Origin of the sequence: Collinsella sp. AM18-10 (genome assembly GCF_003471585.1) — a bacterium.
Lineage (GTDB): Bacteria > Actinomycetota > Coriobacteriia > Coriobacteriales > Coriobacteriaceae > Collinsella.
The window spans coordinates 265,794-280,714 of record NZ_QRJO01000001.1 but is presented as its reverse complement, the minus strand read 5'-3'; the positions used below and the strand labels follow the sequence as shown (position 1 = coordinate 280,714).

The 14,921-nt window shown below is 60.1% G+C and carries 15 protein-coding genes; 10 read left to right on the top strand and 5 right to left on the bottom strand.

Annotated elements, in window-relative coordinates:
* Nucleotides 1-8 precede the first annotated feature (8 nt).
* The 4 genes from DW211_RS01160 to DW211_RS01145 all read left to right on the top strand — a co-directional run bounded on the left by DW211_RS01160 (nucleotide 9) and on the right by DW211_RS01145 (nucleotide 4,087).
* The gene (locus DW211_RS01160) at nucleotides 9-1,001 is read left to right on the top strand and encodes a helix-turn-helix domain-containing protein (RefSeq protein WP_117766210.1); all 993 of its coding nucleotides are present in this window, start codon (nucleotides 9-11) and stop codon (nucleotides 999-1,001) included.
* A 167-nt stretch (nucleotides 1,002-1,168) separates the two neighbouring features.
* Nucleotides 1,169-2,617 carry a glycoside hydrolase family 1 protein gene (locus DW211_RS01155; RefSeq protein ID WP_118258722.1) on the top strand — a complete coding sequence of 483 codons (1,449 nt, stop codon included), beginning with the start codon at nucleotides 1,169-1,171 and terminating at the stop codon, nucleotides 2,615-2,617.
* A gap of 140 nt (nucleotides 2,618-2,757) precedes the next feature.
* A complete protein-coding gene (locus DW211_RS01150) occupies nucleotides 2,758-3,294 on the top strand; it encodes a PTS glucose transporter subunit IIA (RefSeq protein WP_117806548.1) in 537 nt (178 codons plus the stop codon).
* Nucleotides 3,295-3,529: 235 nt separating this feature from the next.
* Nucleotides 3,530-4,087: a hypothetical protein gene (locus DW211_RS01145; RefSeq protein ID WP_117634513.1), complete on the top strand. Its 558-nt coding sequence runs from the start codon at nucleotides 3,530-3,532 to the stop codon at nucleotides 4,085-4,087.
* A gap of 491 nt (nucleotides 4,088-4,578) precedes the next feature.
* On the opposite strand, the gene DW211_RS01140 is transcribed toward DW211_RS01145, so the two are convergent.
* On the bottom strand, nucleotides 4,579-5,247 hold the full coding sequence (locus DW211_RS01140; RefSeq protein ID WP_233540912.1) for an HAD family hydrolase: 669 nt from the start codon (nucleotides 5,245-5,247) through the stop codon (nucleotides 4,579-4,581).
* 181 nt (nucleotides 5,248-5,428) lie between these two features.
* On the bottom strand, nucleotides 5,429-7,399 hold the full coding sequence (locus DW211_RS01135) for a transcription antiterminator (protein ID WP_118258718.1): 1,971 nt from the start codon (nucleotides 7,397-7,399) through the stop codon (nucleotides 5,429-5,431).
* 302 nt (nucleotides 7,400-7,701) lie between these two features.
* Here DW211_RS01135 and DW211_RS01130 point away from each other — a divergent pair, with 302 nt between their 5' ends.
* The 6 genes from DW211_RS01130 to DW211_RS01105 all read left to right on the top strand — a co-directional run bounded on the left by DW211_RS01130 (nucleotide 7,702) and on the right by DW211_RS01105 (nucleotide 12,222).
* A complete protein-coding gene (locus tag DW211_RS01130; RefSeq protein WP_117803548.1) occupies nucleotides 7,702-8,031 on the top strand; it encodes a PTS sugar transporter subunit IIB in 330 nt (109 codons plus the stop codon).
* A gap of 11 nt (nucleotides 8,032-8,042) precedes the next feature.
* Nucleotides 8,043-9,362, top strand: a complete 1,320-nt coding sequence (locus DW211_RS01125; protein WP_118238421.1) for a PTS sugar transporter subunit IIC — start codon at nucleotides 8,043-8,045, stop codon at nucleotides 9,360-9,362.
* A gap of 96 nt (nucleotides 9,363-9,458) precedes the next feature.
* A complete protein-coding gene (locus tag DW211_RS01120; protein WP_199569964.1) occupies nucleotides 9,459-9,785 on the top strand; it encodes a PTS lactose/cellobiose transporter subunit IIA in 327 nt (108 codons plus the stop codon).
* A 72-nt stretch (nucleotides 9,786-9,857) separates the two neighbouring features.
* Nucleotides 9,858-11,396: a glycoside hydrolase family 1 protein gene (locus DW211_RS01115; protein WP_117803551.1), complete on the top strand. Its 1,539-nt coding sequence runs from the start codon at nucleotides 9,858-9,860 to the stop codon at nucleotides 11,394-11,396.
* 9 nt (nucleotides 11,397-11,405) lie between these two features.
* Nucleotides 11,406-11,672, top strand: a complete 267-nt coding sequence (locus DW211_RS01110) for an HPr family phosphocarrier protein (RefSeq protein ID WP_118238422.1) — start codon at nucleotides 11,406-11,408, stop codon at nucleotides 11,670-11,672.
* A gap of 184 nt (nucleotides 11,673-11,856) precedes the next feature.
* The gene (locus tag DW211_RS01105) at nucleotides 11,857-12,222 is read left to right on the top strand and encodes a hypothetical protein (protein ID WP_147357227.1); all 366 of its coding nucleotides are present in this window, start codon (nucleotides 11,857-11,859) and stop codon (nucleotides 12,220-12,222) included.
* Nucleotides 12,223-12,457: 235 nt separating this feature from the next.
* Here the strand turns inward: DW211_RS01105 and hypE are convergent, their stop codons facing one another.
* Genes hypE through DW211_RS01090 form a run of 3 tightly spaced genes read right to left on the bottom strand, consistent with a single transcriptional unit; the run spans nucleotide 12,458 to nucleotide 14,913 of the window.
* Nucleotides 12,458-13,492 (bottom strand): hydrogenase expression/formation protein HypE, encoded by a 1,035-nt coding sequence (gene hypE, locus DW211_RS01100; RefSeq protein WP_118258714.1) that lies wholly within the window; start codon nucleotides 13,490-13,492, stop codon nucleotides 12,458-12,460.
* A 48-nt stretch (nucleotides 13,493-13,540) separates the two neighbouring features.
* Nucleotides 13,541-14,653 (bottom strand): hydrogenase formation protein HypD, encoded by a 1,113-nt coding sequence (gene hypD, locus DW211_RS01095; RefSeq protein ID WP_118258712.1) that lies wholly within the window; start codon nucleotides 14,651-14,653, stop codon nucleotides 13,541-13,543.
* Nucleotides 14,653-14,913, bottom strand: a complete 261-nt coding sequence (locus DW211_RS01090; RefSeq protein ID WP_055250830.1) for a HypC/HybG/HupF family hydrogenase formation chaperone — start codon at nucleotides 14,911-14,913, stop codon at nucleotides 14,653-14,655. Before DW211_RS01090 ends, hypD begins: the two co-directional genes overlap by 1 nt.
* Nucleotides 14,914-14,921 lie beyond the last annotated feature (8 nt).

Genomic DNA, 14,921 nt, shown 5'->3' with positions numbered 1-14,921 from the left:
GGCAAGCCATGGAGATCGACGAGCTCGAGCGTAGGCTCAGCGAACTGAGCGCCAGTGAGATCGCTTATAAAGACGGCATGGCATTTGATTGGTCGATTATGACCGAGCATGTCGAAATCGACGGATGCCCAGTGCGCAAGATTGGGCAGCCAGGGTTTGCCTATGCCCAGCCCGGCATGCCGCGTGGCCTGACGATAAGGAAAAACTCGCGCTTTAATGCAGTTCCCGAGCACGTGCATGATTACGTGGAGATGAGCTATGTGTATCGCGGGCGCTGCCCGCAGACGGTGGCGGGGGAGAGGCTCGAGTTGCGCCGCAACGAGGTGCTTTTGCTCGACGCCCTTTGCCCTCATGCCGTGGCGGCGCTCGGCGAGGACGACATCATGCTGAGCATGACCGTTTCACGCTCTTTTTTGCGCCGGAGTCTCGAGTCGAGCCTCTCGCGCGAGAGCGCGGTCTCGCGGTTTTTGTTCAACGCGCTCAACAGCGAGACGGACCATCGGGGCCATGTCCGTTTTTACTGCGGCGAGAGCCGTCGGATTCGGCGCTACATGCAGGAGATGCTCTGCGAGCTGTACGACCCGAGCCCCAACGGTCCCGAGATCGTCTTGCGTCTGTTTCAGCTGTTTTTGGCCGAGCTCATGGATTGCTACGAGCGCGAGCTGGTGCGCGGCGCGGCGGACGGCACGGCGGGGCCCACTGCCCTGGTGACGGGAATGCTTGGCTATATCGATTGTGAATTCGCTGCATGCTCCCTCGAGGGGATGGCGGCGGAGTTTGGCTTGAGCCCTAATTATGCGACGGCGCTTCTCAAGCGCCATGTGGGCAAGACCTTTAGGCAGCTTGTGCAGGAGCGACGCCTGGTACGTGCGGCCGAGCTTCTGCGCGGCGGCGCCACGGCCGGGGCGGCTGCGCATGCGGTGGGCTATGAAAACATGAGCTTCTTCTACCGTAAGTTTCACGACAAGTATGGCTGCACCCCCGCGGCATACCGCCGGTAAGCGCGGGGCGGATCGTCTTCGCTCCTTCGGTGTCAAAAAGTTTCAGCTGCAGCGCTGTTGCAGCGCGCGTCTGCGAAAAGAAGTGTCGGGTTTGGCACCCCTGCCCCTGCCTGTCGCGTGCGTGGGCGATACTCGGCCTATCGACCCGCAATGCAAAGGAGATGCTCATGGCAAACATCAAGTTCCCCGAGGGTTTCTATTGGGGCGGCGCCACGGCCGCCAATCAGTTTGAGGGCGCTTGGAACGTTGACGGCCGCGGTCCGTCGGTCGACGACCACTTCTTGGGTGGCAGCTACAAGGAGCCGCGCCAGATTACGATCGACATCGACCCTAACCGCTTCTACCCCAACCATGACGGTATCGACTTTTACCATCACTACGAGGAGGACATCGCGCTGTTCGCCGAGATGGGCTTTACCATGTTCCGCATGTCCATCTCTTGGAGCCGCATCTTCCCCAACGGTGACGACGCCGAGCCCAACGAGGCCGGCCTCGCCTTCTACGACCGCGTCTTCGACTGCCTGCGCGCTCACAATATCGAGCCGCTCGTGACCCTGTCGCACTACGAGATGCCCTATCACCTGGTCGAGAAATACAACGGCTGGGCGAGCCGCGAGCTCATCGGCTTCTTTGAGAAGTACTGCCAGACCGTCTTCGACCGCTATCAGGACAAGGTCAAGTTCTGGCTCACCTTCAACGAGATCAACTGCGGCACTCAGGACATGGGCAACCTCTTTGAGACCAGCATGATTCAGGGCTTTGAGGGCCCGGCTTCGGCGGTCCATGCTACGCCGCAGGCTCGTATGCAGGCGCTGCATCACCAGTTTGTCGCCAGCGGCCGCGTCGTGCGCTATGCCCACGAGCATTACCCGCAGTTTAAGATGGGCAACATGGACTGCTTCATCCTTTCCTATGCCGCCACGTGCGATCCGGCCGACGTGTTCGCCGCGCAGCAGGAGATGAATACCATGAACTGGTACTGCTCCGACGTGCAGGTGCGCGGCAAGTATCCGTTCTATGCCAAGCGCTTCTGGGCCGAGAACGATGTCGAGCTTGTGATGGAGGACGGCGACCTGCAGGATATCGCCGACGGCAAGGTCGATTTCTACACCTTTAGCTACTACATGTCCGGCACCGTGGGCACCCACAAGGATCACGAGATGACCGAGGGCAACATGACCTTTGGCGGCAAGAATCCCTATCTGGAGTCCACAGACTGGGGCTGGCAGATCGATCCGCTGGGTCTGCGCATCGCCCTCAACGAGATTTACGCCCGCTACGAGATTCCGCTGATGGTGGTCGAGAATGGCATGGGCGCCTACGATGAGGTCGAGGAGGACGGCTCCATCCACGACCCGTATCGTATCGCCTACTTGCAGAGCCACGTCAAGGCCATGGGCGAGGCCATTGCCGACGGCGTCGACCTGATCGCCTACACCTGGTGGGGCCCCATCGACCTGGTTTCCGCCGGCACCGGCGAGATGCGCAAGCGCTACGGCTTTATCCACGTCGATAAGTACGATGACGGCACCGGTACCTACGAGCGCCGCCGCAAGGACAGCTTCTACGCCTACCAGAAGATCATCAAGTCCAACGGTGCCGAGGGCCTGGATTAATCGACAATATGAGTGCCACCGGGGAAAAGCGTTGGGATGGGCTCGCGATTCGAGTCCCCACCTTAGCATTTGAACCATTTGGCACTATAATCACCATAGGCATGCGCACAACGTTGCGCTTAATCAAGAGGAGAAAACGTATGGGTCTGTTTGACATGTTCAAGAAGAAGGCTGAGCCCGCGACTGCCGCTGCTCCGTCCTCCATCTCTGCTTCTGCCGGCGCCGACGTGCTGTGCTCGCCCGTCAAGGGCAAGGTCATCAAGATGGCCGACGTGCCCGATCCCGTCTTTGGCGGCGAGGTCCTGGGCAAGGGCTGCGCCGTGTGGCCCGAGGACGATCTGGTCTACGCTCCCTGCGACGGCAAGGTGACCGTCACCATGGGTCACGCCGTGGGCCTGCAGTCCGATAGCGGCATCGAGGTTCTGGTGCACGTTGGCGTCGATACCGTCAACATGAACGGCGACGGCTTCGAGGGCTTCGTCAAGGCCGACGACGTCGTGAAGGCCGGCCAGCCCATGCTCAAGATCGACCGCGCCAAGATCGCCGCTGCCGGCTACAAGGACTGCGTCGTCGTTGCTGTGTCCAACACCGCCGAGTTTGCCGATGTCGAACTCGCCGTCGAGGCCGACTCCGCTGTCGCCGCCGGTGACGCCATCGTTAAGGTCGTCCGCAAGTAAACTTCGGCATCCAAAGGATGTGCAAGGGTGGTCGGGTTATCCGGCCGCCCTTTTTTATTACGATGCGGCGGAACGTTTTATTGCGCGTTGGGCGCACCGGTAAACCGTTCGGACGTTAAATCGAGCCGATTGCGCCTTTGCTTTCCCGGGGGTGTTCGTTATCGGCTAGTATGGCCTTATTGTTACGACGTGCACCGCGTCGGGAAGCGCGGTGCCGCTTGTTGGGAGGAATGTCATGAAGAAGAAGCTGCTGCTTGCGCCCCTGATGGCTGTTCTGGTCGCGTGCGTGGTTGTGCTTTCCGGCTGCGGAGGTCCTTCGGTTGAGGAGCTCATCACCGAGGATCTTACGACGCAGTTTGACGAGGTCAAGAACGGTGGCGACGACTTCCTCGCCGGCCTGGAAGAGGCCTCGGGCGACGAGTTCGAGCAGCTGGGCATCGATCCCAAGGAGTACGCCAAGAGCTATCTCGAGGGTTTTGACTACAAGATCGGTGACGTGACGGTCGACGAGGACAAGGGCACCGCAACTGCCGAGGTCACCATCACCTGCAAGTCCATGAACCAGATCGTTGAGGATTTTGCCACCCAGTACCAGGAGAAGGTCGCCGCGCTCGATTCGATGCCTTCCGATGACGAGCTGTACAAGATGGCCGGTCAGGTTATGGTCGATGTGACCAAGGCTGCTAAGACCAAGGACACCAAGGTCACCTTCAAGTATTCCTGCAATGACGACGGCGAGTGGTCTGCCGACGATTCCGCAACCAACGAGATGATGAATGCCATGATGAGCTAGGGGAGTTACGCGGTAGTTCGTTACGTCGTTTTACCAAACGCCGTAACTGCCCGACGCTGCGCGGGCACCAGAGCGACAACTTGTCATTCAAAGAGGACGGCATGACCAGAAGGTCTATGCCGTCCTCTTTTCATGCCAATTTGTTCGCTCTGGTGCCCGCTCGCTGCCCGTCCTCTACCTGCGGCGTTGCCATGGTAGTCATTGAGGTGGCACTTGGGGACGTTCCTTTTCTGCCGGCAGTTGGGGACACTCCTTGTATCAACGCCGCATCAAATGCTCGGGAAAATGCGACCCGGTTTTTGGCCGAATTCCGGGTCGCGGTTTCCGGATGGGGTGGGTTGCGGAAAGTGCGACCCGGAATATTGCTCCACAACGGGATGCTGTTTCCCCGACAAGGCTCAACCGGAAAGCGCATCCCATTCTGAGGCGGCAAAACGGGATGCGCTTTCCGCGCGACAGAATCTATCCAGCCGTGTTGAGCGACAGCCCCGCTACTCGCCCAGAATCAGCGCCGAGAGCTCGTCTTGGGTGTCCACCACGTAGTCGGCGCCGGCGGACTCCAGCTCTGCGCGGCCGCGGAAGCCCCAGCTGACACCGGCGCTCTTGAGGCCGGCATTGTGACCGGTCAGGACGTCGACATTGGAATCGCCCACATAGAGTGTGGTTGCCGGGTCGGCGCCTAGCTCTTTCATCACATGCAGCGTAACAGGTGCCTCGGGCTTGGGAGGAAGCGCATCGACGCGGCCCTGCACCAGCGCAAAGCGCTCGGAACCAAAGTATTTCTCGATAAGCGGAGCGGCCGAGACGTGGTCCTTGTTAGTGAGCACGGCAAGCTGCACACCCGCGGCGCGCAGGCGGTCGAGCATCTCGATCGTGCCGGCGTACGGTGCGGTGTGGTCCTCCTTGTGCTCGCCGTAGTAAGCCCTAAACTCGGCAAGCGTCTGCTCAAACATACGGCTGTCGCCCGCGTACTCGGCGGGCATAAAGCGCTCAACCAGCTTGAGCATGCCGTTTCCCACCTTGTAGCGGTACTCGTCTACGGCAAACGTGGGCCAGCCGTGCATCTCGCAGGTATGGTTGCCGGCGGCCGCCAGGTCCTCGAGCGTGTTGAGGATGGTGCCGTCAAGGTCAAAGATCACGGTGGAAAAAGCTGCTGCCATGAAAGCTCCCGTCATTGGGTTTAAAACGCACCTCATAATACTGGGCTTACGCGTCTGGCGTGGCTGGAATCTGAACATCTCCAGGGATATCAAGCCACATCGCGCCAGCCGTGCAATTCCGCCCTAGTAAATTCTCGGCAGCTGCTCTCCCACGAGCATGTCGAGGATGCGGGTCGAGCCTTTATCCGATATCGTGCGTAAACGCAGCCAGAAACTCTTCGAAGGTGTCGGTCTGCATGAGCCTCATCGTGGTCTCTACCGAGGAGAACACTTCGATAATCAGGTCGAGCACATCTCTAAAGAGCCCCATGTCTTCCTGCGCGGTACCTATAAGCAGCACAAATCGCACGTCGTGGCGTCCCCAAGGAATCGGGGCGTCATTGTGGACCACGGCAATAAACGAGCGCTTGGGATACACCGAGATCGCATGGGGTATGGCAAGGCAGTCAGTAAACGCTGTCGATGAGACGTTCTCGCGCAGATGCACGTTGGCGATAAATTCGGGCGTTACGAGCTCCTGAGCAGCCAAAAGCTCTCCCATTCGGTCGATGCAGCTTGTGGCGTCAACCGCGTCTATGTTGCGTATAAATAGCTCCGGCCGCAGCAGGTGCCCCAAAAGGCCCTGAGCGTAGAGGCGCCGTCGCCGCTCTTGGATGGCACAAAGCCGGTCGCGGATCTTTCGCACGTTCTGTTTAGTGAGGATGGGCCCGATCAAGATCTTGGTGCTACCGCCACAAACCGGCACGTCGACCGTAGTGACCACCACATCGCTCTCGGGAGGATCGGCCAGGTAGCTATCACAGCTTCTCACGGCAACAACGCTGATGTCGTCTCCAAACTCGGCCTTAAGGTCGTCGACAAGCCTGCGCGCAAAGTCGTGATACTCCTCGATGATGACCGTGCAGGTGATGGCGCCGTCGGGTGCGGAGAACTTCTCAAAATAGGCGCCGATGTGAAAGGCGATAAACGCGATTTCGTTCTCGCCTACCTCGATATCCATGGCCGTCGAGAAGCGATGGGCGATATAGACCGCCATATCGTAGACCGGTGCGTACTCGCTTTTGATCTGCGCAGCGAGCGGGTTGGGGTAGCTTACGTGGTAGACGGCTCGTTGGTAGGCGTTAAACATATGCAGGACGAGCTGCAGGCGCATGGGCTCGTCGATAAAGCGCGGTAGGTTGTAGCGCTTGCCGCACTCGTCGAGAATCCCCAGAACCATGTCTACAAAATCGCGGTCAATGATGCTTGAGAGCTTCTCGCGGTTGAGCTCGTCAAAATCGCAACGTTCGACGGAAAGCGCCAAAAGCAGCAGGATTTGCTGAAAATCGGCGCATGGGATGGCGCAACCAAACTCCTTCTCAAAGTAGGCGGCGATGCGCTGGGCGCAGCGTACGATCTGCTCGCGCTGCCCGAGTTGTGCCACTAGGCCGTCTGCATCGATGGGGCCGTCCACCTCGCTGAGCTCGTTGTTCGAGGTGAGCCTGATGATGATCACTAACAGGTGCACGAGCAGGTTGGAGAGCGCGTAGTCGTTGATAAATAGATCCGAGCGCTGGCAGATCGCGACCAAGCTCGAGAGGGTTGCCTGCACGTCAAAGTCGGGAAACATGTTTTCGAGCGTTTTGGTTGAGGTGAAATAGCCATAGGAGTTGTGGGTGGCTATGCGGCCGAGAAGCTTGCGCTTGTCGGCCTCTCGCCCCGTGAGTTTCATGCGGTAGTCGTGTGTCTCGACATTGAGGTCGAACTGCCGAACGAGCGCGCGCACCTGCGGCATCACGGAGCTCTGAAACGTGCTCTCGCTGATAAAGAGCTCATCGGCGATATCAAAGACGGAGAGTCCATCGCATGCGTTGACAAGGCGGGAGATAGTAAAGTCGCGCCTGGAGTCCGCGTTCGCGGGGAGGGTATTGACACCTTCGCAAGGACTAGCGGAAGCGCTGGCGGCAGCCGGCGCCGCCGTGGCAAGGCGATAGCCCTCTTTAGACGATTCGATATGTCGCGTACCGGTCTCGTTGACCTCTGCAACATAGTTGCGGATGCTTCGCTCACTCGCGCCCAAAAGGCCGGCAAGCATCGAGGAAGACACCCATGAGCTGCTGTTTTCGAGCACGTCGATCATGCGGTTGATGCGGTTCTGCTTGGCGCTCGCCATGGCTTTCCTCCAAGAGATGAACGGCAGACAGGGTGTACCGCCCCATGGTATCTCAGGTTAAGAAAGGGTGTCTTTTCTAATTTGCCGCCCAAGCGGAAAATCGCCCGGCTTGCCGTGCGGGCGGAAAATCTGCTGCCTTGCCGCTATGCGGCAAAAAGTCGGTTGGCGGCAAGAGCCCTCCGCCGCGTATAGTGCAGTCACGGTCAAGGGCGGCCGGGTCGACACGGGCGCCCAAGAACACAGCGGGGATCGCAGCGGCATCGGAGCTGCCTCGAGCCCGCTTATTGGGAAAGGAGTACCCCATGGCAGATGAGAACGGCACCGTTCGCATTCTCCTCGCTTGCGGCATCGGTGCCTCGACCGGCTTTATGGCGGCAGGCATGCGCAAGGTCGCAAAGTCCAAGGGTCTTGACTGCACCATCAAGGCAGTCAGTAAGTCTGAGATTATGGACTACGCCGACAAGATCGACGTCCTCCTGCTCGGTCCGCACTTCGCCTCCGAGGTGCCCGAGATCCAGTCTCAAGTGGCATCTCACGGCGTGAAGGTCATGGCCATCGACCCCGACTATTACGCGGCACTCGACGGCGAGAGCATCCTCGAGGATGCCTACGACCTGCTTGACGAAGACTAGGAGGGGACAACATGCTGCAAAAGTTCATGGAAGCGATCCAGGCGTGGATTACCGAGCATGTCGTCCCCGTGATGAACAAGCTTACCTCAACCTACTGGTTTGGCGTTATCTCCGACGCAGTTCTCTACATCGTCCCCTTCTCCATGGTCTCGGCCATCCCGAGCCTGTGGAACATTATCCGTCGCTTTGTCCCGGCCCTGCCCGACCTGTCGCCGCTCACTACGTTCTCGTTTGGCCTCGTGGGCATGTTCATGGCGTTTATCATCCCGCATAACGTTGCGGTCAAGGAAGATCGCAAAGACCGCAGCATGATTGCCGGTTTTACCGGTATAGGCGCTTTTATGCTGTGCATGAACCCCACCATCACCGATCAGGGCTATGTCTTCCAGATGGCCAAGTTTGGCGCGGGTGGCATGTTCACCGCGATGGTCGTGGGATTTGTCGTTGGCTTTATCTACAAGCGCATGGCGCGCATGACGTTCTTTTCCGAGGACAGCCTCGTGCCCGACTTCGTCAAGAACTGGTTCGATAACATCATTGCGGTGCTGCTGTCGCTTTTTGTGGCTTGGCTCTTTACCAACATGCTCCAGGTCGACGTTTTTAGCGCGGTCGCGATCATCCTTTCGCCCGTTACCGGCTTTGCCCAGACGCTGCCCGGCACCATCGCCATCCCGCTTGTCATGGACACCTTCTACTTCTTTGGCATCTCCGGCTGGGTGTTCTCGCCGATCCAGCAGTCCATCCAAAAGTCTGCTCTTGCCGAGAACATGGCCGCCTATGCCGCAGGCCTCGCTCCCACTAACATTAACGCGTACGGCATTACTCGCTACATCATGATCGGCGGCGAGGGCGCAACGCTTCCGTTGGCCTTCTACATGCTCTTTGCCAAGTCCAAGAAGAACAAGACGCTCGGCCGTGCAACGATTATCCCGTCGCTGTTCAACATTAACGAGCCGCTGGTCTTCTCCACGATCGTTGCCAACCCCTTTATGTTCATCCCCATGGTGCTGCAGTCTATCCTGCTGTCTGCCAACGCCTACCTCTGGATGAGCATGGGCTGGGCGAGCCTGCACGTCGAGAATTTCGATATGAACTTCCTGCCCAATGCGGTCTCGGCGTTCTTTATGTCGGGCGGAGACGTGCGCAATATCGCACTTGTCTGCGTCAACCTGCTGATCGCCGCGATTCTGTGGTTCCCGTTCTTTAAGGCTGCCGATAACTACCAGTGCAAGATCGAGGAAGAGCAGGCTGCCGAGAAGGCTGCAAAGAAAGCGGCCAAGAAGGCTGCCAAGGAAGCCGCCAAGGCCGCTGCCGCAGCTGCTGTCGAGTAAACCTCTACGGGCGACTCAGAGTTCGTCGCCTAGTTGCTACCAGATGTTTCAGTACCGGCCGTGGAGGCGGCCGGTACCCAAGAATAGGAGGCCATGATGGCTGATGAGACAATCAACGTTCCTGCGGTCGCGATGAACGTCATCATCAACGCTGGCGACGGCCGCGCCTGCATCGACAAGGCGATGGATGCCCTGGCGGAGTTCGATTTCGATGCGGCAGACGCGCATCTTGCCGAGGCTGATGCCAAGATCCTTGAGGCGCACAAAGCGCAGACCGAGATGATCCAGCGCCAGGCGGGCGGCGAGGAGGTCGAGTACTCCCTGCTGTTCGTGCACGCCCAGGATACGCTTATGACCATCAGCGCCGAGCTGCACATGGCCAAGAAGATGATGCCCGTAGTGCGCGCGCTGACCGCCCGCTAACGCGTCTCCCGATTGCGGGTCGCGCCCTGCGGCTCGCATCCCCAACCCAACCAAGAGAGATGAGGACATACCATGATCGACCTTTCTACCTATGACTTTGGTGAGACTTTTCCCGAGGGTTTTCTATGGGGCGGCGCTACCGCTGCCAACCAGATCGAGGGCGCATGGGACGAGGGCGGTCGCGGCCCTGCGGTCTCCGACTATGTGATTCTGCTCGACCGCGAGACCTGCGCCCGCGAGGGCATCGTCGAGGGCGGCCCGCTCAACTCCGTTACGCGACAGTCACTCGCAGCTCGCAAGGCAGACGAGATGGCCTATGATTTTCCCAAACGACGCGGCATCGACTTCTACCACACCTACAAGGAGGACATTGCGCTTTTGGGCGAGATGGGCTTCGGCGTCTTTCGCATGAGCATTTCCTGGAGCCGTATCTTCCCCAACGGCGACGACGCCCTGCCCAACGAGGAGGGTCTGGCCTTCTACGATAAAGTCTTTGACGAGTGCCATAAGCACGGGATCGAGCCCATGGTCACCCTCAACCACTTTGATATGCCGCTTCACCTGGCCGAGGAGTACAACGGCTTTGCGAGCCGTCACGTGGTCGACGCCTTTGAGCACTATGCTGAGACGCTTTTCCGCCGCTACAAGGGCAAGGTCAAGTATTGGATGACCTTCAACGAAATCAACCACGTCTACGCCAACCCCTGCACCTGCTGCGGCGTGATTTGGGACGAGAAAGAAGACGGCTCCAACCCCTATGCCGGCCGTTGGCCCGAGAAGTTCCAGGTCGCTCACAACCAGCTCGTGGCTTCCGCCAAGGCGGTTATCAAACTGCGCGAGATTGACCCCGAGGCTCACATCGGCAACATGCTCTGCCGTCTTGAGAACTACGCTGAGACCTCCAAGCCCGAGGATCAGCTCCAGGTGCTTTTTGAGGACCACTTCAACTGGTTCTTCACCGATATCCAGGCCAAGGGCGAGTACCCCTACTACGTGAAGCGTTTCTTACGCGACTACGGCGTCGATATCAAGATGGAGGACGGCGACCTCGAAACCCTCAAGGCCGGCGTGGTTGACTACATCTCCATCAGCTACTACATGACCTACATCATGCGCTACAAGGGCAAAATTTCCCCCGAGCCGAGCGGCAAGCTGGTTACCGAGATCAAGAACCAATACCTCGAGATGACCGAGTGGGGCTGGCCGATCGATCCCGTGGGATTCCGCATCACGCTCAACCACATCTACGATCGCTACCACCTACCGATCTTCATCGCCGAGAATGGTAACGGCATGACCGAGAACCGCGATGAGAACGGCTTCTGCGACGACGACGCGCACATCGAGTATATGAAGGAGCACGTCGAGCAGATGCACCAGGCGATTCTCGACGGTGTCGACGTCTTTGGTTACGCCTGGTGGGGCCCTATCGACCTGATCAGCTCCGGCACCTCCGAGATGACCAAGCGCTACGGCCAGATCTCGGTCGACCAGGACGACCACGGCAACGGCACCGGCAAACGCGGTAAGAAGAAGAGCTTCTTCTACTATAAGAAACTTATCGCTAGCAATGGTGCCGATACCGCAACCGACAACATCGTGGTGGAGTAAGGAGCAGAGATGGTTTCCAAGACGACGGTCGTCAAGAATCCGAGCGGTATCCACGCGCGTCCTGCGTCGCTGTTTGTGCAGGAGGCAAGCAAGTACGAGAGCTCGATCACCGTTGGCAAGGTGGGCGGAGACGCCAAGGACGCCAAGTCTATCTTGATGGTCATGAGCCTGGGGATGATCTGCGGTTGCGAGATTGTGATTGCGGCCGACGGCGCCGACGAGGCGGCCGCCGTCGATGCCCTCGTGGCGCTTGTCGAGAGTGGCTGCGGGGAGTAGGCGGGCAAAAGCCGCGCCGATGCGCTTTGGGCCACCCAAGGTGGGCTGGCTCCAGAAAGATTGGCCCGCCGGTGCGCGCCGGCGGGCCCTTTGCTTAGGGAGGTTAACGATGACGGCAAGAAACGTTGGCGCTAGGGGCGCGGGGCGCGTTGGGGCGCGTTCGGCGCTTACGACCCTGGGGGTCATGTCACTGATTTATGCGGTGGGCGTTCTACTTATGGATGCGACTGTGGGCGAGCTTACGGGCTCTGCGGCGTCCTCTGCATCGATCGCGTCGATGCTCGTTACCTTGCTGCTCATCGTGGCGTTGATCTTCCTTGAGGTGCGAGCGTATCGGGCGGTGGTGGCCTCGGTGCCCTTTGAGCCTGATATGGGTGACAAGGTGCTGCTAAGTCTTTCGCTCTGGTTTGGCGGCGGCATGCCACTCGGCGTCGCCAATCTGGTTCGCGCCGCGGCGTTAGGAGGTGCCGGCGACGTGCGCCAGATTCTCATGCAGCTGGGCGTGAGCGTCGCGCTCATGCTGCTGACGTATCCAAAGTTCAGAGCGTAGACAACAGCAAAGCTTGAAAATGCAAAGCCCCGCGACCGATTTCAGCCCGGTCGCGGGGCTATTTGATATTTGGGGGAAATGCATTCGTCGATTTACATGCTCTCTGCCGCACGTGTGCCCCGCTCATTTCCAGGGTGAACATTTGGCTCGCTCAATCTTGGGGTGGCAGCGGGTCGGGCAGGGCGGGACGACGGCCTGGTGGCGGAGCGAAGCCGCGCCGGCCGGCGCTCGCCCGCTAGCAAATCCTCGGCAGCTGCTCTCCTACGAGCATGTCGAGGATACGGGTCGAGCCCCAGCCGGTGCGCACGCGCACGGCGGGACGGGCGCCCTCGGCAAGCGGCAGCACGCGACCGATGATGGCGGCGTTCTCGCCGTAGCGCGCGGCGCGCATGGCCGTCAGTGCGGCATCGGCCTGCTCGGCCGGCACCACGGCAACCATCTTGCCCTCGTTTGCTACCTGCAGCACATCGTAGCCGAGCATCGCACATGCCGCCTGCACGTCGGGGCGCACGGGCACAGCATCCTCGTCGATCTCCATGGCAACGCCGCTGGCCTGGGCAAACTCGTTGAGCGTGGATGCCAGACCGCCGCGCGTGGGGTCGCGGAAGCAGCGGGTGTCGGGGGCGGCGGCGAGCACGTCGGCAATCAGATGATTGAGCGGTGCGGCGTCGCTTTCGATGGTGCTCGAAAACGCCAGGCCCTCGCGCTGGCTCATGATGGCGATGCCGTGGTCGCCTAGCGTACCCGATACCAGGATGGCGTCGCCGGGCCGGCAGTTGGCACCGCTGAGCGTCACGCCTGCGGGCACCTCGCCCACGCCGGCGGTATTGATGTAGACGCCGTCGGCACCTCCACGCTCGACCACCTTGGTGTCGCCGGTGATAATCTTCACGCCTGCCTCATGTGCCGTTTCGGCCATGGTCTGAACGATCTGGCGGAGCTTGTCCATGGGATAGCCCTCTTCGAGGATAAAACCGCACGATAGGTAGCGTACGTTGGCGCCCGAGGTCGCGACGTCGTTGACGGTTCCACATACGGCGAGGCGGCCGATATTGCCGCCGGGGAAGAACTGCGGCGTTACCACAAAGCTGTCGGTCGACATGGCGATTCGCCCGCTTGCGGGCAGCGCGGCGACGCCGGCATCGTTGCCCGCAAGCAGCTCGGGCGACCCAAAGGCATCCAGAAAGACCTCATCGATAATGCGCTTCATCATCTGGCCGCCGGAGCCGTGGCCCAGCAGGACAGTGCTATCGGTGGCGGTACGGGACATATCGAAAACTCCAATCGTGGGTGGTGCCGGTACGCGGGGGCGTCCGGGCTAGTCGCGGTATCTAAAGTACGCCGCGCAGCTGCCTTCGGAGCTCACCATGCAGGGGCCGACGGGGTGTTCGGGCGTACATGCGTGGCCGAACAGCGGGCAGTCGCTCGGCGTGATGGCTCCGCGCAGCACGTCGCCGCAGCGGCACCCGCGTGGCTCGACCGTCGCCTCAACGGGCACATCAAAGCGGGCGCCGGCATCAAAGCGCGCGAATTCGGGCCGGATGGAAAGACCCGAATTCACAATCGGTCCCAGCCCGCGCCACGTGGTGTCGCACGGCTCAAACACCTGCTCGACCAGCTGGCGCGCCACGGGGTTGCCGTCAGCGTTGACGCCACGGCGGTAGGCGTTGTCGATTGCGGGCCTGTGCTCGACAACCATCTGGACCAGCATACAGATGCCCTGCAAGATATCGACCGGTTCAAATCCCGTGACCACGCCGGGGGTCTCGAACTCGTCGACCAAAAACCCAAAGGGTGCCAGGCCTGTGATGGTGGCGACGTGACCCGGCAGGATAAAGCCGTCGATGGCGGTCTCGGGGTCGTTGGAGATCGCACGCAGAGCCGGCGGCGTGGTCTTGTGAGCACAGTAGACCGAGAAGTTCTGGAGCCCGCGCGCGTCGGCCTCCAGGATAGCGGCGGCGATGGTGGGCGTCGTGGTCTCAAAGCCGACGCCCATAAAGATGACCGGGCGATCGGGGTTGTGTTCGGCGATATCGAGTGCATCGAGCGGGGAGTACACAATGCGAATATCGCGCCCCGCCGCCTTTTGCGCGGCGAGCGAGGTAGACGACCCGGGCACGCGCATCATGTCGCCAAAGGTGGTGATGATGGCGCCGTCCATCTTGGCGAGCGCGATTGCATGGTCGATATCGCGGTTGGCGGTAACACAGACGGGGCAACCCGGACCGCTCAGCAGTTTGAGCCCGGCAGGCATAATGGAGCGAAAGCCATAGCGACCGATGCTCACGGTATGCGTACCGCAGACTTCCATAAGGTTGATGCTGCGGTTGCCGACAAGCTCATGAATACGATCGATGAGCTCGCGAGCCAGCTTGGGGTCGCGAAATGCCGAAAAGTCGATACCGGAGCGAACCGGCTGCGCCGCCGCCACTAGTATGCCTCGGCCGGGTTAGTGGCGAGCTGGTCCTCTTCGGCCAGCTCGGTCATGGTATTGACGAGCTCGAGTGTCTCTTGGGCTTCCTGCTCGTCGACAATCTGAATGCCAAAGCCGGCGTGCACGAGAATATAGTCGCCTACCTGTGCCGTCGGCACGAGGCGCAGCGAAACGGGGCGCTCGATGCCCATCATGTCGACGGTCGCCTTAAGGTCGTCGTCGCGTTTGACCACTTTACCGGGAACGGCAAGGCACATAATGTTCC

What these genes read in the sequence shown, in the direction of transcription:
- DW211_RS01160 (WP_117766210.1), top strand. Translation starts at nt 9, where the DNA reads ATGGAGATCGACGAGCTCGAGCGTAGGCTCAGCGAACTGAGCGCCAGT.
- DW211_RS01155 (WP_118258722.1), top strand. Translation starts at nt 1,169, where the DNA reads ATGGCAAACATCAAGTTCCCCGAGGGTTTCTATTGGGGCGGCGCCACG.
- DW211_RS01150 (WP_117806548.1), top strand. Translation starts at nt 2,758, where the DNA reads ATGGGTCTGTTTGACATGTTCAAGAAGAAGGCTGAGCCCGCGACTGCC.
- DW211_RS01145 (WP_117634513.1), top strand. Translation starts at nt 3,530, where the DNA reads ATGAAGAAGAAGCTGCTGCTTGCGCCCCTGATGGCTGTTCTGGTCGCG.
- DW211_RS01140 (WP_233540912.1), bottom strand. Translation starts at nt 5,247, where the DNA reads ATGGCAGCAGCTTTTTCCACCGTGATCTTTGACCTTGACGGCACCATC.
- DW211_RS01135 (WP_118258718.1), bottom strand. Translation starts at nt 7,399, where the DNA reads ATGGCGAGCGCCAAGCAGAACCGCATCAACCGCATGATCGACGTGCTC.
- DW211_RS01130 (WP_117803548.1), top strand. Translation starts at nt 7,702, where the DNA reads ATGGCAGATGAGAACGGCACCGTTCGCATTCTCCTCGCTTGCGGCATC.
- DW211_RS01125 (WP_118238421.1), top strand. Translation starts at nt 8,043, where the DNA reads ATGCTGCAAAAGTTCATGGAAGCGATCCAGGCGTGGATTACCGAGCAT.
- DW211_RS01120 (WP_199569964.1), top strand. Translation starts at nt 9,459, where the DNA reads ATGGCTGATGAGACAATCAACGTTCCTGCGGTCGCGATGAACGTCATC.
- DW211_RS01115 (WP_117803551.1), top strand. Translation starts at nt 9,858, where the DNA reads ATGATCGACCTTTCTACCTATGACTTTGGTGAGACTTTTCCCGAGGGT.
- DW211_RS01110 (WP_118238422.1), top strand. Translation starts at nt 11,406, where the DNA reads ATGGTTTCCAAGACGACGGTCGTCAAGAATCCGAGCGGTATCCACGCG.
- DW211_RS01105 (WP_147357227.1), top strand. Translation starts at nt 11,857, where the DNA reads ATGTCACTGATTTATGCGGTGGGCGTTCTACTTATGGATGCGACTGTG.
- hypE (WP_118258714.1), bottom strand. Translation starts at nt 13,492, where the DNA reads ATGTCCCGTACCGCCACCGATAGCACTGTCCTGCTGGGCCACGGCTCC.
- DW211_RS01090 (WP_055250830.1), bottom strand. Translation starts at nt 14,913, where the DNA reads ATGTGCCTTGCCGTTCCCGGTAAAGTGGTCAAACGCGACGACGACCTT.